Origin of the sequence: Burkholderia sp. AU27893 (assembly GCF_002223205.1) — a bacterium.
In the GTDB taxonomy this organism is placed as follows: domain Bacteria; phylum Pseudomonadota; class Gammaproteobacteria; order Burkholderiales; family Burkholderiaceae; genus Burkholderia.
The window spans coordinates 921,548-936,995 of the sequence record NZ_NKFD01000004.1; the positions used below are offsets into that span (position 1 = coordinate 921,548).

At 69.2% G+C, this 15,448-nt stretch carries 10 protein-coding genes; 4 read left to right on the plus strand and 6 right to left on the minus strand.

Translation table 11 applies throughout. From position 1 onward, the window contains the following. The first annotated feature begins 10 nt into the window (after positions 1 to 10). Positions 11 to 4,204, plus strand: a complete 4,194-nt coding sequence (locus CFB47_RS24035; RefSeq protein ID WP_089462499.1) for a bifunctional nitrate reductase/sulfite reductase flavoprotein subunit alpha — start codon at positions 11 to 13, stop codon at positions 4,202 to 4,204. Between the two features lie 25 nt (positions 4,205 to 4,229). On the opposite strand, the gene CFB47_RS24040 is transcribed toward CFB47_RS24035, so the two are convergent. Next, complete coding sequence (locus CFB47_RS24040; protein ID WP_143330856.1) at positions 4,230 to 4,853, minus strand: hypothetical protein; 624 nt, start codon at positions 4,851 to 4,853, stop codon at positions 4,230 to 4,232. A gap of 52 nt (positions 4,854 to 4,905) precedes the next feature. Here CFB47_RS24040 and CFB47_RS24045 point away from each other — a divergent pair, with 52 nt between their 5' ends. The 3 genes from CFB47_RS24045 to CFB47_RS24055 all read left to right on the plus strand — a co-directional run bounded on the left by CFB47_RS24045 (position 4,906) and on the right by CFB47_RS24055 (position 9,561). After that, positions 4,906 to 5,286 carry a hypothetical protein gene (locus CFB47_RS24045; RefSeq protein ID WP_256941279.1) on the plus strand — a complete coding sequence of 127 codons (381 nt, stop codon included), beginning with the start codon at positions 4,906 to 4,908 and terminating at the stop codon, positions 5,284 to 5,286. 403 nt (positions 5,287 to 5,689) lie between these two features. After that, positions 5,690 to 8,284, plus strand: coding sequence for a bifunctional lysylphosphatidylglycerol flippase/synthetase MprF (gene mprF / locus CFB47_RS24050; RefSeq protein WP_089458371.1), 2,595 nt, complete (start codon positions 5,690 to 5,692; stop codon positions 8,282 to 8,284). Continuing rightward, positions 8,281 to 9,561: a virulence factor family protein gene (locus CFB47_RS24055; RefSeq protein ID WP_089462500.1), complete on the plus strand. Its 1,281-nt coding sequence runs from the start codon at positions 8,281 to 8,283 to the stop codon at positions 9,559 to 9,561. The genes mprF and CFB47_RS24055 overlap by 4 nt, the downstream gene beginning before the upstream one ends. Positions 9,562 to 9,611: 50 nt before the next feature. Here CFB47_RS24055 and CFB47_RS24060 read toward each other — a convergent pair whose 3' ends face one another. From CFB47_RS24060 to CFB47_RS24080, 5 genes are all read right to left on the minus strand, one after another. After that, on the minus strand, positions 9,612 to 10,046 hold the full coding sequence (locus tag CFB47_RS24060) for a DUF934 domain-containing protein (RefSeq protein ID WP_089462501.1): 435 nt from the start codon (positions 10,044 to 10,046) through the stop codon (positions 9,612 to 9,614). Then, the gene (locus tag CFB47_RS24065) at positions 10,043 to 11,827 is read right to left on the minus strand and encodes a nitrite/sulfite reductase (protein WP_089462502.1); all 1,785 of its coding nucleotides are present in this window, start codon (positions 11,825 to 11,827) and stop codon (positions 10,043 to 10,045) included. Before CFB47_RS24065 ends, CFB47_RS24060 begins: the two co-directional genes overlap by 4 nt. Before the next feature lie 205 nt (positions 11,828 to 12,032). Then, a complete protein-coding gene (locus CFB47_RS24070; protein ID WP_089462503.1) occupies positions 12,033 to 12,428 on the minus strand; it encodes a hypothetical protein in 396 nt (131 codons plus the stop codon). Positions 12,429 to 12,520: 92 nt separating this feature from the next. Continuing rightward, entirely contained in the window at positions 12,521 to 13,954 is a 1,434-nt protein-coding gene (locus CFB47_RS24075) for a PLP-dependent aminotransferase family protein (RefSeq protein ID WP_089458366.1), read from the minus strand. Positions 13,955 to 14,095: 141 nt separating this feature from the next. Next, positions 14,096 to 15,406, minus strand: coding sequence for an MFS transporter (locus CFB47_RS24080; protein WP_089442320.1), 1,311 nt, complete (start codon positions 15,404 to 15,406; stop codon positions 14,096 to 14,098). Between the last annotated feature and the right edge of the window lie 42 nt (positions 15,407 to 15,448).

Below are 15,448 nucleotides of genomic sequence, written 5' to 3' on the forward strand. Positions count from 1 at the left end.
CGGAGCGCGCATGACCGCCACCCCCGTCAAGAGCGTGTGCCCGTACTGCGGCGTCGGCTGCGGGATGGTGCTGCACGTCGAGGAAGGCGAAGTCGTCAAGGTGTCCGGCGACGCCGACCATCCGACCAACTTCGGGCGGCTGTGCACGAAGGGCGCGTCGGCGCACGTCGCGCTGCGCCGCTCGGGGCGGCTCGACCGCGCGTTCGTGCGGCGGGCGCGCGAGGACGACCTGGTGCCGCTGCCGGCCCGCGACGCGATCGCCGATACCGCGCGCCGCCTGCGCGCGGTGCTCGATACGCACGGGCCCGACGCGCTGTCGTTCTACGTATCGGGGCAGATGTCGATCGAGGCGCAATACCTCGTCAACAAGCTCGCGAAGGGCTTCGTCGGCACCCGCAACATCGAGTCGAATTCGCGCCTGTGCATGGCGAGCGCGGGCACCGGCTACAAGCAGTCGCTCGGCGCGGACGGCCCGCCCGGGTCGTACCAGGATTTCGATCGCGCGAACCTGTTCTTCGTGATCGGCGCGAACATGGCCGACTGTCATCCGATCCTGTTCCTGCGGATGATGGATCGCGTGAAGGCCGGCGCGAAGCTGATCGTCGTCGATCCGCGCCGCACCGGCACGGCCGACAAGGCCGACCTGTTCCTGCAGATCCGGCCGGGCACCGATCTCGCGCTGACCAACGGGCTGCTGCATCTGCTGCATGCGAACGGCCGCACCGATGCCGCATTCATCGACGCGTACACCGAAGGCTGGGACGCGATGCCCGCGTTCCTCGCCGACTACACGCCCGAGCGTGTCGCCGACATCACCGGGCTCGCGGAAGCCGATCTGCGCACGGCCGCGCAGTGGATCGGCGACGCGCAGGAGTGGATGAGCTGCTGGACGATGGGGCTCAACCAGAGCACGCACGGCGTGTGGAACACCAATGCGATCTGCAACCTGCATCTCGCGACGGGCAAGATCTGCCGCACCGGCAGCGGCCCGTTCTCGCTGACCGGCCAGCCGAACGCGATGGGCGGGCGCGAGATGGGCTACATGGGCCCCGGGCTGCCGGGCCAGCGCTCGGTGGCGTCCGACGACGATCGCCGTTTCGTCGAGAACCTGTGGCGCGTGCCGGCCGGCACGCTGCGCAAGGAAGCGGGGCAAGGCACGGTCGACATGTTCTCGCGGATGGCGGCCGGCGACATCAAGGCCTGCTGGATCATCTGCACGAACCCGGTCGCCACGGTGCCGAACCGGCAGAACGTGATCGCCGGGTTGCAGGCCGCCGAGCTCGTGATCGCGCAGGATGCCTTCCTCGACACCGAGACCAACCGCTATGCGGATATCCTGCTGCCCGGCGCGCTGTGGGCGGAAGGCGACGGCGTGATGGTCAACTCCGAGCGCAACATGACGCTGATGCGCGCGGCGGTCGCGCCGCCGGGCGACGCGCTGCCCGACTGGCGCATCGTCGCGGAGGTCGCGCGTGCGATGGGCTTCGGCGATGCGTTCGACTATGCGTCGGCGGCCGACGTGTTCGACGAGATCGTGCGCTTCTCGAATCCGGCGACCGGCTACGACCTGCGCGGCGCGAGCCATGCGGTGCTGCGCGACGGGCCCGTGCAGTGGCCGGTCGCGCCGGGCACCGCGCGCGAACGGCACCCGATCCGCTACCTGAACGACGGCGTGAGCCAGATGCTGCGCGCGGCGGGCGACGGTGACGCGACGGACGCGCCGCGCCTCGCGTTCCCGACGCCGTCGGGCAAGGCGCGCTTCTTCGCGCGGCCGCACGTCGCGCCGGCCGAGCGGCCCGACGACACGTTCCCGATCGTGCTGAACACCGGGCGGCTGCAGCATCAATGGCACACGATGACGAAGACGGGCAAGGTCGCGATGCTGAACAAGCTCAACCCGCGCCCGTTCGTCGAGCTGCACCCGGACGATGCGAGCGCGCTCGGCATCGCCGCGAAAGACAGCGTCGAGATCCGTTCGGCACGCGGCCGCGCGGTGCTGCCGGCGGTCGTGACCGAGCGCGTGCGGCGCGGCAACTGCTTCGCGCCGATGCACTGGAACGACGTGTACGGCGACGACCTGTGCATCAACGCGGTGACGAACGACGCGATCGATTCCGAATCGCAGCAACCCGAACTGAAATACTGCGCGGTCGCGCTGCGGCGCGTCGAGACCGATGCGTTCGCGTCCGCCGATGAAGCGACCGCGCAACCCGATGCACGCGCCGACGACACGCAGCCCGCGTCGGCGAGGGCGCAGGCGCTTGCTTCACAGGAATCCGACATGGCAGACCTCGACACTTTCGCGGCCGCGCTCGGCGTGGCCGACCTCGCGCCGCCGCCGTTGACGGACACCGAACGGCTGTACGTGGCCGGCCTCGTCAGCGGGCTGAAGGCGAGCGCCGGCCGGCGCGAGGGCGGGGTGCCCGTGCTGCCGGCCGGCGCGCCGCTCACGCCGCCGGTGCGGTTCTGGCTCGACGGCATGCTGGCCGGCCTGTTCAGCCGCTCGCTGCCGGCGAGTGTGCCGGGTGCCGCGGCGCCTGCGCCGACGGCCGATGCCGCTGCGTCGGGCGGCGTGCGGATCGTGCGCACGCGGCCGAAGGTCGTGCTGCTGTGGGCATCGCAGACCGGCAACATCGAATCGTTGACGGAGGATTACGCGACGCAACTGATGAACGCGGGCTTCGAGATCCGCACGGCATGCATGTCCGACTATCCGGTGGCGTCGCTGGCCGGCGCGCAATACGTGCTGCTGATGACGAGCACGTTCGGCGACGGCGATGCGCCCGACAACGGCAGCGAATTCTGGGACGCGCTGCGGGCCGGCAGCGCCGCGCGCCTCGACGGCGTGCACTTCGCGGTGCTCGCGTTCGGCGATCGCAACTACGACCCGTTCTGCGGCCACGGCCGCCGGCTCGACGCACGGCTTGCGGAGCTCGGCGCGGCGCGCCTCTGCGCACGCGTCGATTGCGACGTCGAATTCCAGCGCGACGCCGACCAGTGGCTCGAACGCGTCGTCGCGCGGATCAAGGACGCCGATGCCGCGCTGCACGCGGTGCCGAGCGGCGGGATCAGCCCGTCGGGGCTGCTGCCGACCAAGGCACATCCGGCGCCGTCGAAGCTCGTCGCGAACCTGCGGCTGAACCGTCCGGGCGCGGCGAAGGACACGCGCTACGTGTCGCTGTCGACCGAAGGCGCGAACCTCGAATACGAAGCCGGCGACGCGCTCGGCGTGTGGCCGACCAACTGCCCGGAGCTGGTCGACGAGCTGCTGTCGGTCACCGCGCTGAAGGCCGATGCGCCGGTGTCGGTGGCGGGCGTCGGCGACGTGCGCCTCGGCGACGCGCTCGCGCGCCACTTCGACATCACGCGCCCGCATCCGGACACGCTTGCGTTCATCGCATCGCGCAGCGCGAACGGCGCACTGAAGTCGCTGCTCGCCGACGACCGCAAAGGCGACCTGAAGCAATGGCTGTGGGGGCAGCAGCTTGCAGATGTGCTGCACGAGTTTCCGGTCGAGCTGTCTGGCACGGAGCTGGTCGGGATGCTCAAGCGCATGCAGCCGCGCCTCTATTCGATCGCGTCGAGCCCGAGCGCGCACCCGGGCGAGATCCACCTGACCGTGTCGGCCGTGCGCTATCACAACGGCCGGCGTGCGCGCAAAGGCGTGGCGTCGACGTTCCTCGCCGACCGCGCGGACGACGGCCGCGTGCCGATATTCGTGCAGAAGTCCGCGCATTTCCGGCCGCCGGTGAACGGCGACGTGCCGATCGTGATGATCGGCCCCGGCACCGGCGTCGCGCCGTTCCGCGGCTTCCTGCACGAGCGGCAGGCACGCGGCGCGCGCGGGCGCAACTGGCTCTTCTTCGGCGAGCAGCACGCGCAGACCGACTTCTACTACGGCGACGAACTGCGTGCGATGCACGACAGCGGCTTCCTGACGCGGCTCGACCTCGCGTTCTCGCGCGACCAGGCCGACAAGATCTACGTGCAGGACCGGATGCGCGAGCAGGGCGCCGAGCTGTTCGCGTGGCTGGAGGAAGGCGCGCACTTTTACGTGTGCGGCGATGCCGCGCGGATGGCGAAGGATGTCGACACGGCGCTGAAGGCGGTGGTCGCGGAGCACGGCGGGATGTCGGATGAAGCCGCGAACGATTATGTCGCGCGGCTTTCGAAGGCGCGGCGCTACGTGCGGGACGTGTACTGAACGCCGGCGACGCGGGCCCGGCGGGTTACGCGTGATCGTCCGGTTGCGGCCGGCCGAACCACTGCCGGCTCGAGCGCGACAGCAACAGCAAGGTCGCCAGCGTGAACAGGCAGTAGACGGCGCTCAGGAAATCGGCCGGCCGATGGGCGGCCGTAAAGGCCATCAATGCGAGCATGGCGATGACCAGCCCGATCATCGTGACGCGCGCCCAGTTCTTCCGGCGCGCGATCTGCACGACGAGCAGCGCGAGGACGAGGGCGATCGCGATGAAGGCCGCCGCGAGCATCTGGACGATCCTGACGCGTAACGCGTCGCCCGAGACGCGGTCGAGCAGGGCCGGAACGATGGCCGACTCGAAAATGGCAACGCGGTACGAGAAGATGCACCACGCGCCTGCCAGCAGCGTGACGGCCACCCGGACCGTTTCCGGCGTATCTCCGCCGAAAATCGGCATATTCTTCAGCGAAGTCATTTTCATTCCGATGGGTTCCTTCGCGGCGGCGGGCATGCCGCTTGCGCTCGGCTGGCGGCGTCGCGGCCGCAGGCGGGAATCGATCGTCGCAGCGTAGCACAGGCGTCGGCGCCGGCAACGGCCGGTTCGTTCCGCAGCCGGCGCACACCTTCCTTCACGATCGACCGGAGCAAACATGAAGACGAGATTCGTCAGGGCGGCGGCCCGGGCCGCGACCATCGGCATCCTGATGGCGGCAGCGGCATGGCACCTGCCCGCTGCCGCGCAGGGCACGTCGTCGCCCGTCGGTTCGGCCGCCGCGACCCCCGATAACGCAATACTGCTCACGGTATTCCTGAAACACGATCAGTCGCGCCCGCTGGCCGAGCTGAATGCGCAGCTCGCGAAGCAGGGGTTCTACAAGGCGTTTCCGCCGCCGGGTGTCGAAGTGGTGAGCTGGACCGTGACGATGGGGATCGGGCAGATCGTCGTGTTGCGGCTGCCGGCGTCGCGGCTGCGCGAGGTCAATCGCGTGCTCGAGGATACGGCGTGGGGCGCGTACCGGACGGAGTTCTATCCGACTTACGACTACAAGGCGATCGGGTTGGGGGAGCATGAGCGGGCGAAGTGACGGGGAAGCGGGATGCTTGCCTAGGATCGGCGCGTCCCGTCCCCGAAAAGCCGCGCGGCATTGCGTATTTGTCCCCGGCCGCGCGGGCGCGCCCGGCGATTTTTTCCCAAATGCATCAGAAGTCATTCATCAGATGAAAAAACCATGCCGGTTCCCGGTATGATGCGCACCTTGCGTTGCAGGACGCCTTGTCTCTTTATGCGTTTTTGATGGACGAGATACCACAAATACGCACAAAGCCGACGTGAAAGATTCTGTAATATAAATTCCGTATACTCGTAAGTTCTGACCCAGGCGCCTCCGAGCCCGTCTTCGGCCGGCCGCCCACGCAGAACAACCACAGATACGTCGCCGCCCGGCCAACCCGCGCCGCGACACGCTATGCACCACCACTGAACAACTTATGTCTTCCCGCCACTCTGGTTCGCCTGGTCGTGCCGCGGCGGTGATCGCCCGTGCCCGGGCGCTGATCCGCAACGAGCGCGTGCTGTCGCCGCTGCTTGCGCTCGGCATCGGCCTGCTGCTGATCGTGGTTTTCCAGCACCTGTCGGAATCCGTCGACTACCGGTCGGTCATCCGCCAACTGCGTCACATGTCCGCCGGCGAGTGGGGCGCGTCGCTGGCCGCGACGGCCCTCAGCTATCTCGCGCTCGTCGCCCGCGATGCGGTCGGCCTGCGCTACGTCGCCGCGAAGGTGCCGCGCGTCGCGCTGTGGATCGGCGCGATCGCCGGGTCCGCGCTCGGTAACGCGACCGGCTTCGGCGCGCTGACGGGCGGCGCGGTGCGCGCACGCGTGTACGGCGTGTCGGGCGTCACGCCCGCGCAGATCGGCCGGATGACGGTGTTCACGAGCGGCACGCTGGCGCTCGCGATGGTGTTGATGACGGCAGTCGGCATGGTCTGCATGCCGGAGGCGCTCGCCGCGATGCTGCACGTCGCGCCCGGCGTGCTGACGTGGACCGGCGCTGCGCTGCTGGTGGTGCTGGCCGCGATGGTCGTGATGTGCGGCAACACCGCGCGCCCGGTCGTCACGCGCTTCAAGTGGCTGTCGTTCGACGTGCCGGCGCGGCGCGATCTCGTCGCGCAGGTCGTCTATGCGGTGCTCGACGTCGTCGCGGCGGGCCTGACGCTGTGGGTGCTGCTGCCGGCCGCGCCGGTCGGCTTCCCGACCTTCATTACGGTTTACGCCGCCGCGTTGCTGCTCGGGATGATCGGCCATACGCCGGGCGGGATCGGCGTGTTCGAAGCGGCGATGGTCTTCACGCTCGGCCGCGAAGTGCCGCCGCACGCGATGGTCGCCGCGCTGATCGCGTATCGCGCGATCTATTTCGGCGTGCCGCTCGTGCTGTCGGCCGGCCTGCTGGCCGGTTTCGAGGGCCGCGCGCTGCGCCGCCGGCTCGTGACGCGGCAGGCCGTGCGCGTGTCGCAGCTCGCGCCGGTGTTCCTGAGCCTCGTGACGTTCGCGGTCGGCGGGATGCTGGTGATCTCGAGCGCGACGCCCGCGTTCTGGCACCGGATCGCGATCCTGCGCCACCTCGTGCCGCTGTGGGTGCTCGAAGGCTCGCAGGTGATCTGCAGCGTGCTCGGCGTGGCGCTGCTGTTCGTCGCGCGCGGGCTGTTGCGCCGCCTCGACGGTGCCTGGTGGATGACCTTCGCGCTGACGCTCGCCAGCCTCGCGCTGTCGCTGGCGAAGGGCCTCGCGTTCGTCGAGGCCGGCGTGCTCGGCACGCTGCTGGTGCTGCTGCTCGTCAGCCGTCGCCGCTTCAACCGCCATTCGTCGCTGCTGGCCGAGCGCTTCACGGTGAGCTGGTTCGTGTCGGTGGCGATGGTGCTGATGCTGGCCGTGTGGGTGCTGTTCTTCGCGTTCCGCGACGTGCCGTACACGCGCGAGCTGTGGTCGCATTTCTCGTTCGACGCGCGCGCGCCGCGGGCGCTGCGCGCGACGCTCGCGTCCGGCGTATTCGTCGCGCTGTTCGCGCTGTGGCAACTGCTGCGCCCGGCGCCGGGCCGTTTCGTGAAGCCTGCGGAGCAGGACCTGTCGGATGCCGAACGAATCATCCGCGCGCAGGAATGCAGCGATGCGGGCCTCGCGCTGATGGGCGACAAGTCGTTCCTGTTCTCGGAGTCCCGCCGGGCCTTCCTGATGTACGCGAAGAACGGCCGCACGTGGGCAGCGCTGCACGACCCGGTCGGGCCGCGCGAGGAATGGCCGGCGCTGATCAGCAAGTTCATCGCGCTCGCCCACGCGCATAGCGGCCGTGCGGCGTTCTACCAGGTGCGCGCGAACGCGCTGCCGCTGTATCTCGACGCGGGGCTCACGCTGATGAAGCTCGGCGAGGAAGCGCATATTGCGCTCGACCGGTTCGACCTGAAGGGTTCGAACCGCTCGCACCTGCGCTACGCGCTGCGCCGCGGCGACAAGGACGCGCTGACGGTCGAGGTGATCGCGCCGAGCGACGTGCCGGCCGCGCTGCCGGCGCTGCGCGACATCTCGGACGGTTGGCTCGACAGCCGCGACGCGCGCGAGAAGAGCTTCTCGGTCGCCGCGTTCCACGACGGCTATCTGGCGACGCAGTCGGTGATGCTGGTGCGGCAGGCCGACAAGCCGATCGCGTTCGTCACGTTCATGACGACCGACCTCAACACCGAGGCGACGGTCGGCGTGATGCGCCATCTGCCGGACGCGTCGCCGTACGCGATGGAATATCTGTTTACGCAGCTCGCGCTGCATCTGAAGGAAGCGGGTTTCCGCAAGCTGAGCCTGGGCATCGCGCCGTTCTCGGGGATGGGGGCGGCGAAGATGCCGTCGCCGTTGCACCGGATCGGCCTGATGGTCTGGCGCTTCGGCGGCCGCTTCTACAACTTCCGCGGCTTGCGCGCATTCAAGAGCAAGTTCGAACCGCACTGGGAGCCGCGCTACCTCGCGGCCTCGGGCACGGTCGGCGTGTTCGTCACGCTGGCGGATCTGTCATTGCTGGCTGGAGGTCGGCGTTCATGATGTTGAAGAAGGGAATCGCGCGGGCGGCAGCCGCCTGCGCGGGAATGATGCTGGCCGGCGCCGCGTGCGCCACCCAGCCAGCCGCAATGAAGGCCGAAACCGTATCGGGCGGCCGCTACGGGCCCGTGACCGTGACCAAACCCAGCGGGCCGCTGCGCGGCTTCGTCGTGCTGTTCTCGCGCGAGGCCGGCTGGAATGCGGCCGACCAGCAGGCCGCCGATGCGCTCGCGAAGGCCGGTGCGATGACGGTCGGCGTCGATTCCGAGCGGTACGCGATGAATCTCGCCGCGAAGCAGGAGACCTGCCATCACCTCGACGGCGATGCCGAAGCGGTCAGTCACCAGCTCGAGCGCCTCGCACAGTCGTCGCGCTATTTCACGCCGATCGTCGCGGGCGTGGGCCAGGGCGGCGCGATCGCGAAGCAGATCCTGTCGATGGCGCCGGAGAACACGATCGCCGGCGTCGTATCGGTCGATCCCGCTGCCAAGCTCGATCCGCGCTTCAAGCCGTGCCCGCCCGATCCGACGATCGTGCGCCGCGCGATGCCCGGCTTCGTCGATACGGCGGCCACGGGCGATTCCGCGAAGCTCGTGTCGCTCGTCACGTCGCATCTGCGGGACACCACCAGCGGCGACGAACTCGACGTGTCGGACCTGCCGCTCATCGAGCTGCCGGCCAAGGGCGGCAACGGCCAGCTCGCGATCGTGATCTCGGGTGACGGCGGCTGGCGCGATCTCGACAAGACGATCGCCGAGGCGCTGCAGCGCGACGGCGTGTCGGTGGTCGGCATCGACAGCCTGCGCTATTTCTGGAGCGAGAAGCCGCCGGCGCAGGTGAGCCGCGATCTTGCGCGCGTGATGCGCACCTACATGGCGCGCTGGCATGCGAACCGCGTGGCGCTGGTCGGCTATTCGTTCGGCGCCGACGTGATGCCGTTCGCGTACAACCGGCTGCCGGCCGACCTGCGCGACAAGGTCGCCGTGATGTCGCTGCTCGGCTTCGCGCCGGCCGCCGATTTCCAGATCCGCGTGACGGGCTGGCTCGGCATGCCCGCAAGCGACAAGGCGCTGAAGGTCGCGCCGGAAATCGCGAAGGTGCCGCCGCAGCTCGTGCAGTGCTTCTATGGCGCGGAAGAGAAGGACACGATGTGTCCGGCACTCGTGAACACGGGCGTCGACGTGATCAAGACGCAGGGCGATCACCACTTCGGCCGCGACTACATCGCGCTCGAGAAGAAGATCCTCGGCGCGTTCGGCAAGCCGGTCGCGGCGCGCTGAACGCCGGGAGCTTCCGGTTCATCGTACGGGCGGCCTGCGGGCCGCCCGTTTCATTTTCCGGCGGGCGTTGCCACGTTCGGCTGTGGCATCGCCGTTCGCGCATCGTGCTGGTAGAAACCGGGAAACCGGTCGAGCTGGCGCCGCGCGGCCGCGATGTCCGTGCCGTCGCCAAGCACCGCGCTCGAAAACCCCGTGCGCTCCATCAACAGCAACTGGTCGACCAGCACCTCGCCGGTCGCGCGCAGGTCGCCGGCGAAGCCGTAGCGCTTGCGCAGCAGGTACGCCTGGCTGTACGCGCGCCCATCGGTGAACGACGGAAACGCGAGGTCGATGCGCGCGGCCCGCGCGATGCGTTCGGCGAGCGGCGGCAGTTCCTCGTCGTTGCCGATCGTCAGCGTCGCCGTGCCGTGCTGCTGCGTGTCGCCGGCGTGTTCGGCCGGCGTCAGCAGCCGGATGCGCGGGGTCGGATGCTCGTCGTGCGTCATGCGTGCTCCACCTGATGGCGCGCGTCGTTCGCGGCCGCCTTGAAGGGTTCCGTGCCGATGCGGCGGACGGTGTCGATGAATCGTTCGCTGCGGCCGTCGTCGTCGATGCGCGCGTCGAGATACGCGTTGACGATCGCGTCGACGACATCGACGATCTCGTCCGCCGAAAACGACGGGCCGATCACCTTGCCCGGCCGCGCGGGGCCGCTCGCGGCCGAGCCGTCCGAGCCGCCGAGCGTGACCTGATACCACTCGGCGCCGTCCTTGTCGACGCCGAGGATGCCGAGGTGGCCGCTGTGATGATGGCCACACGAGTTGATGCAGCCGCTGATGTGCAGGTCGATGTCGCCGACGTCGTGCAGCATGTCGAGATCCTGGAAGCGCTCGGCGATCGCATCGGCGATCGGGATCGAGCGTGCATTCGCGAGCGCGCAGAAGTCGCCGCCCGGGCACGCGATCATGTCCGTCAGGAGTCCGACGTTCGCGCTCGCGAGCCCGACCGCACGCGCGTGTTCCCACAGCAGGAACAGGTCGTCGACATGCACCCACGGCAGCACGACGTTCTGCGTGTGCGTGACGCGCGCCTCGCCGGCCGAGAACTGGTCGGCGAGATCGGCGAGCGCGTCGAGCTGGTCCGGCGACGCGTCGCCCGGTGCCTGCAGGCGGCGCTTGAACGACAGCGTGACGATGCGCAGCGCCGGATCGCGGTGGTCGGCCACATTGCGTGCGAGCCAGCGCGCGAAGGCCGGATGGCGTGCCGCCTGGGCGGACACGCGCAGGTTCGCGTCGCGCAGGCTGACCGTGCGCGGCTTGAGCCGCGGCGGGACGAACGATGCGGCGACGCGGTCGAACTCGACCTGGGCAATCGTGTGCAGCCCGCCGTCGTGATCGACGATCTGGCGGAACTCTTCCTCGACGTCGTCGATGTAGCGCTGCCCCTCGGTCTTCACGAGGATCTTGATGCGCGCCTTGTACTTGTTGTCGCGCCGTCCGTAGCGGTTGTACACGCGGACGATCGCCTCGATGTAGTTCATCACGTGCTGCCACGGCAGGAACGCGCGCAGCAGCGTTGCGATCATCGGCGTGCGGCCCATTCCGCCGCCGACGCTCACACGAAAGCCGAGCTCGCCTGCATCGTTGCGCACGAGCTTGAGACCGACGTCGTGCCAGTCGGTGGCCGCGCGGTCTTCGGTCGCGCCGGTGATCGCGATCTTGAACTTGCGCGGCAGGAATGCGAACTCGGGGTGCAGCGTGGTCCACTGGCGCATCACTTCGGCGAACGGGCGCGGATCGACAATCTCGTCCGGCGCGACACCCGCGCGCTCGTCGCACGAGATATTGCGGATGCAGTTGCCGCTCGTCTGGATGCCGTGCATGTCGACGGTCGCGAGCAGGTCCATCACGTCGGCGGCCTTGTCGAGCGGAATCCAGTTGAACTGCACGTTGGTGCGCGTCGTGAAGTGCGCGCTGCGGGTCGGCAGGCGCAGCGTGCCGAGCAGGGCCTGCGCGTCGGATGCGGTGCGGTAGGTGGCGTCGTCTGGCACGTCGTAGTCGCGGGCGATCCGCGCGAGCACGCGCAGCTGCGCGCTCGACAGTTCGCCGTACGGGACGGCCACGCGCAGCATCGGCGCGTGGCGCTGCACGTACCAGCCGTTTTGCAGGCGCAGCGGCCGGAACGCGTCTTCGCTCAGCGTGCCGTGTTGCCAGCGCTCGAGCTGGTCGCGAAACTGGGCGGCGCGGCTGTGCACGAGCGCCCGGTCGAAAGCGGTATATCGATACATGACGTGATACGCGAGAGGAGCCGTGGCGCGAAGCGCGCGGCTCGGGACAGACGTTGCGACGGGTGTCAGGCAACCGGAGACAGCGTAGGGAACGCGGTGCGGCGGGACAAGCAGCAGATGGGGACGAAAACGGCGCAGCAGATCGCCGGCGTGAGCCCGGCGGGGCTGGGCATGCGTGCGTGCATGCCCGGGGCGGGCGTTTCGTTTATGCGGCGGCGTCGACGACGAGCGCCGGATCGAGCGCGCGGATGCGCTGATCGATGAAGTAGCCGCCGCCTTCCTGGTAGCGCAGGAACAGGCGGCCGCACGAGCGGCAGCGGTTGACGGTGCAGCGGTTGTACGGGAAATGACGCAGTGCGATCGGTGCGTCGTCCGACGCGTAGCGTGTGCGGGCCGGGTGATATTCGGCGTAGGTCGGCTCCGCGTCGCCGGGCGGCGCGAGCGTGGCGACTTCGATCAGTTGCGCGTCCTGCAGCGACAGCGGCAGGGTCGTCCATCCGGCGAGCGGCGTTTTCGTGCAGATGCACGACTGCGTGATGTGCGCGGCTTCAGCGGTCAGTTTCAACAGCGCGTCGTGATCGAGGTAGGGCAGTTGACTCATGGGCAATCGTGAAGGGCGGCGGGATCAGCACTGTAACCCGCGTGCGGCTTGCGCGCATCACCGTGACGCCGGCGGTGCGCACCGGGTGAGATTCAACCGCCCTTGCGGACGGAAGGCTGCGCGACGAGCTCGCCGAGCACGCGGATCGCGCGCTCGATGTCGCGGCTCCACGGATGGCCGAAGTTCACACGTACGCAACGCTCGAAGCCGTGCGCGGCCGAAAACAGCGGCCCCGGCGCGAAGCTGATCCCGCGTGCGATGGCCTGGCGATGCAGCTCCATCGCGTCGATCGCGTCGGGAAACGCGAGCCACAGAAAATAGCCGCCTTCGGGTCGCACCCATTCGACGCCGGCCGGCAGCCAGCGCCGCAGCGCGTCGTCCATCCGGTCGAGCTGCGTGTGCAGCGCACCGCGCAGCTTGCGCAGGTGCCGGTCGTAGCCGCCGTGCTCGAGATAGTTCGCGATGCCGACCTGCGCGGGAATGCTGGCCGACAGCGTCGTCATCAGCTTGAGCCGCTGCACCTTCTCCGCGAATCGGCCGGCGGCGGCCCAGCCGATCCGGTAGCCGGGCGCGAGCGTCTTCGAGAACGAGCTGCAATGCATCACGAGGCCGTGTCGATCGAACGCACGCGCGGGCAGCGGGTAGTCGGGGCCGAAGTGCAGCTCGCCGTACACGTCGTCCTCGATCAGCGGCACGTCGCGCGCGGCGAGCAACTCGACGAGCGCGCGCTTTTTTTCGACGGACAGCGTGACGCCGGTCGGATTCTGGAAGTTGGTCATGAACCAGCACGCGCGGATGTCGTGCCGGTCGAGCGCGTTCGCGAGCGCATCGAGATCGAGGCCCGTGCGCGGATCGACGGGAATCTCGACCGCGCGCAGGTCGAGCCGCTCGATCGCCTGCAGCGCCGCATAGAAACCGGGCGCTTCGACGGCCACGACGTCGCCGGGCCGCGTGACGGCCATCAGGCACAGGTTCAGCGCTTCGAGCGCGCCGTTCGTGACGACGATCTCGTCGATCGGCTGCGAGATGCCGGTGGCGAGATAGCGCCGCGCGATCTGCTGGCGCAGCGCCTCGTTGCCGGGCGGCAGGTCGACCACCGTGCTCCACGGGCTGACGAGCCGCGTGGCCTGCGCGAGCGATTTCGCGAGACGCGGCAGCGGAAACAGTTGCGGCGACGGGAACGCGGAGCCGAGCGGCACGATGCCGGGTTGCGTGGCCGCGTCGAGGACGGAGAACACGAGGCTGCTGATGTCGACCTTGCGCGTGACGCCGGCGCGGTTTGCCTGGCGCTTGGCGGCCGGGCTTGCCTGCGGCGTGGCGCCCGGCGCGACGTAGTAGCCCGAGCGTTCGCGCGCGCGGATCAGCCCCCACTGTTCGAGCAGGTAATACGCGCGAAACACCGTCGACTGGCTCACGCCGTGCTGCGCGATGATCTGCCGCAGCGACGGCAGGCGCGTGCCGACGGCGAGGTTGCCGTTGCGGATGTCGTCGGCGATCGTGTGGGCGAGGGTTTCGTAGCGTTTCATCGGCGAGGGCGGAGCGCACCGCCGCCACGCGCGGGCCGGAGTGGCGCCGCGCCGGCGGGCGCGGCTCATTGTCCGATGCGCGGCCCGAAAAGGAAAGCGCAGGCGAGGTCAGTTCAAGGCGGGCCGCGCTTTCCTGCCGCGTCAGGCCGCGTTCGGCTCGACGTTCTGCCGGTTCGCGGCGCCGCGCAGCGGCGGCAACGGCTCGACCTTGCCGACGATGAACAGGTACGACAGCGCGCCGACCACGCACAACGCACCGGCCACCGCGAGCGGCACGACGAACGAGCCCTTCGTGATCGACAGCATCACGCCCGTGAACGTCGTGATGAAGATCCCCGCGAGATTGCCGGCGAAGTTCTGGATGCCGCCGAGCGATGCGACATGCGCGGGCGTCGGCGCGACTTCGCCGACGAGCGTCCACACGTTGGCGCCTGCAAACGACAGGCTCGCATACGCGAGAGCGAACAAGCCGAGGCAGGCCCACACGTTCTCGACGAAGGCCGACAGCGCGATCGACGAAGACAGCAGCATGCCGAGCACGAGGCAGGTCTTGCGCGCGGCAGTCGCGCTCCAGCCGCGGCGAAACAGGCTGTCCGACACATAGCCGCCGAGCCAGCCGCCGGGAATCGCGAGCAGCGCGGGCAGCATGCCCCACGTGCCGAGCGACGCGAGCGAGAAGCCGCGCGACTGCAGCAGATAGCTCGGGAACCACGTGATGAAGAAGTAGATCGCGAAGTTCAGGCAGAACAGCCCGATCATCATGCCCCACACGGTCCGGTAGCGGAACAGGTCGAGCCACGACACCTTCGGGCCATCGGTTGCGGCCGCAACGGTTGGGGCGCCGCGCTGCGCGAGGAGGGCATCGACGGCGTCGGGCGCGATCGCGCGATAGCGTTCCGGGTCGCGATAGACGAACCACCACGCCAGCGCCCACACGATGCCGATGCCGCCCGTGATCACGAACGACCCGCGCCAGCCGACGATCGAGATCAGCCACGCGACGAGCGGCAGCGACAGCGCGGAGCCGACGCGCGAGCCGCTGTCGAAGATGCTGCTCGCGAGTCCGCGTTCGCTGCGCGGGAACCAGTTGAACGCGACCTTCGCGAACGACGGGATCGCGGCCGCTTCTCCGACGCCGAGCATCAGCCGCACGCCGACGAGCTGCGCGAGGCCGCGCGCGGCGCCCGTCGCGACGGTGAACACGGACCACCAGCCGACCGCGAGCGCGAGGCTCACGCGCACGCCGACCTTGTCGATGAACCAGCCGGCCGGCAGTTGCAGGAACGCGTAGGTCCAGAAGAATGCGCTCAGCACGAGCCCCATGCCGACCGCGTCGAGGCCGAGGTCGGCACGGATGCTGGGCGCCGCGATCGCGAGGTTCGCGCGGTCGATGAAGTTGATGACGTTGGCGAGGAAGCACATGAGGATCATGGCCCATCGGATGCGTGGCATGTGGTGTCTCCGCGCGGAATGTCGTGACGGGCCGCCGGCGAT

What these genes read in the sequence shown, in the direction of transcription:
- CFB47_RS24055 (WP_089462500.1), top strand. Translation starts at nt 8,281, where the DNA reads ATGATGTTGAAGAAGGGAATCGCGCGGGCGGCAGCCGCCTGCGCGGGA.
- CFB47_RS24065 (WP_089462502.1), bottom strand. Translation starts at nt 11,827, where the DNA reads ATGTATCGATATACCGCTTTCGACCGGGCGCTCGTGCACAGCCGCGCC.
- CFB47_RS24045 (WP_256941279.1), top strand. Translation starts at nt 4,906, where the DNA reads ATGGCGGCAGCGGCATGGCACCTGCCCGCTGCCGCGCAGGGCACGTCG.
- mprF (WP_089458371.1), top strand. Translation starts at nt 5,690, where the DNA reads ATGTCTTCCCGCCACTCTGGTTCGCCTGGTCGTGCCGCGGCGGTGATC.
- CFB47_RS24080 (WP_089442320.1), bottom strand. Translation starts at nt 15,406, where the DNA reads ATGCCACGCATCCGATGGGCCATGATCCTCATGTGCTTCCTCGCCAAC.
- CFB47_RS24040 (WP_143330856.1), bottom strand. Translation starts at nt 4,853, where the DNA reads ATGTTTGCTCCGGTCGATCGTGAAGGAAGGTGTGCGCCGGCTGCGGAA.
- CFB47_RS24060 (WP_089462501.1), bottom strand. Translation starts at nt 10,046, where the DNA reads ATGACGCACGACGAGCATCCGACCCCGCGCATCCGGCTGCTGACGCCG.
- CFB47_RS24035 (WP_089462499.1), top strand. Translation starts at nt 11, where the DNA reads ATGACCGCCACCCCCGTCAAGAGCGTGTGCCCGTACTGCGGCGTCGGC.
- CFB47_RS24070 (WP_089462503.1), bottom strand. Translation starts at nt 12,428, where the DNA reads ATGAGTCAACTGCCCTACCTCGATCACGACGCGCTGTTGAAACTGACC.
- CFB47_RS24075 (WP_089458366.1), bottom strand. Translation starts at nt 13,954, where the DNA reads ATGAAACGCTACGAAACCCTCGCCCACACGATCGCCGACGACATCCGC.